This is a genomic window from Staphylococcus gallinarum (genome assembly GCF_000875895.1).
Taxonomy (GTDB): Bacteria; Bacillota; Bacilli; order Staphylococcales; family Staphylococcaceae; genus Staphylococcus; species Staphylococcus gallinarum.
Map to the genome: position 1 here is coordinate 1 of NZ_JXCF01000202.1, position 792 is coordinate 792.

Consider the following 792-nt stretch of genomic DNA (forward strand, 5'->3'; position numbering starts at 1 on the left):
ATGAGTAACTCAACATCAGTGAGTGAGAGTGACTCTACGAGCATGAGTAACTCAACGTCAGTAAGTGAAAGTGACTCTACGAGCATGAGTAACTCAACGTCAGTAAGCGAGAGCGACTCTACTTCAATGAGTAACTCAACGTCAGTAAGCGAGAGCGACTCTACTTCAATGAGTAACTCAACATCAGTGAGTGAGAGCGACTCTACGAGCATGAGTAACTCAACGTCAGTGAGTGAGAGCGATTCTACTTCAATGAGTAACTCAACATCAGTAAGTGAAAGTGACTCTACGAGCATGAGTAACTCAACGTCAGTAAGCGAGAGCGACTCTACGAGCATGAGTAACTCAACATCAGTAAGTGAGAGTGATTCTACTTCAATGAGTAACTCAACATCAGTGAGTGAGAGTGACTCTACGAGCATGAGTAACTCAACGTCAGTAAGCGAGAGCGACTCTACGAGCATGAGTAACTCAACGTCAGTGAGTGAGAGCGATTCTACTTCAATGAGTAACTCAACATCAGTAAGTGAGAGTGACTCTACTTCAATGAGTAACTCAACATCAGTGAGTGAGAGTGACTCTACGAGCATGAGTAACTCAACGTCAGTAAGTGAGAGCGATTCTACTTCAATGAGTAACTCAACATCAGTAAGTGAGAGTGACTCTACGAGCATGAGTAACTCAACATCAGTGAGTGAGAGTGACTCTACGAGCATGAGTAACTCAACGTCAGTAAGTGAAAGTGACTCTACGAGCATGAGTAACTCAACGTCAGTAAGCGAGAGCGACTCT

1 protein-coding gene is annotated in these 792 nt (G+C 43.9%); it reads right to left on the bottom strand.

Going from position 1 to position 792, the window contains the following annotated elements:
• Positions 1 to 792: hypothetical protein (locus tag SH09_RS17315; RefSeq protein WP_158001744.1), on the bottom strand; the 792-nt coding region annotated here is incomplete at both ends.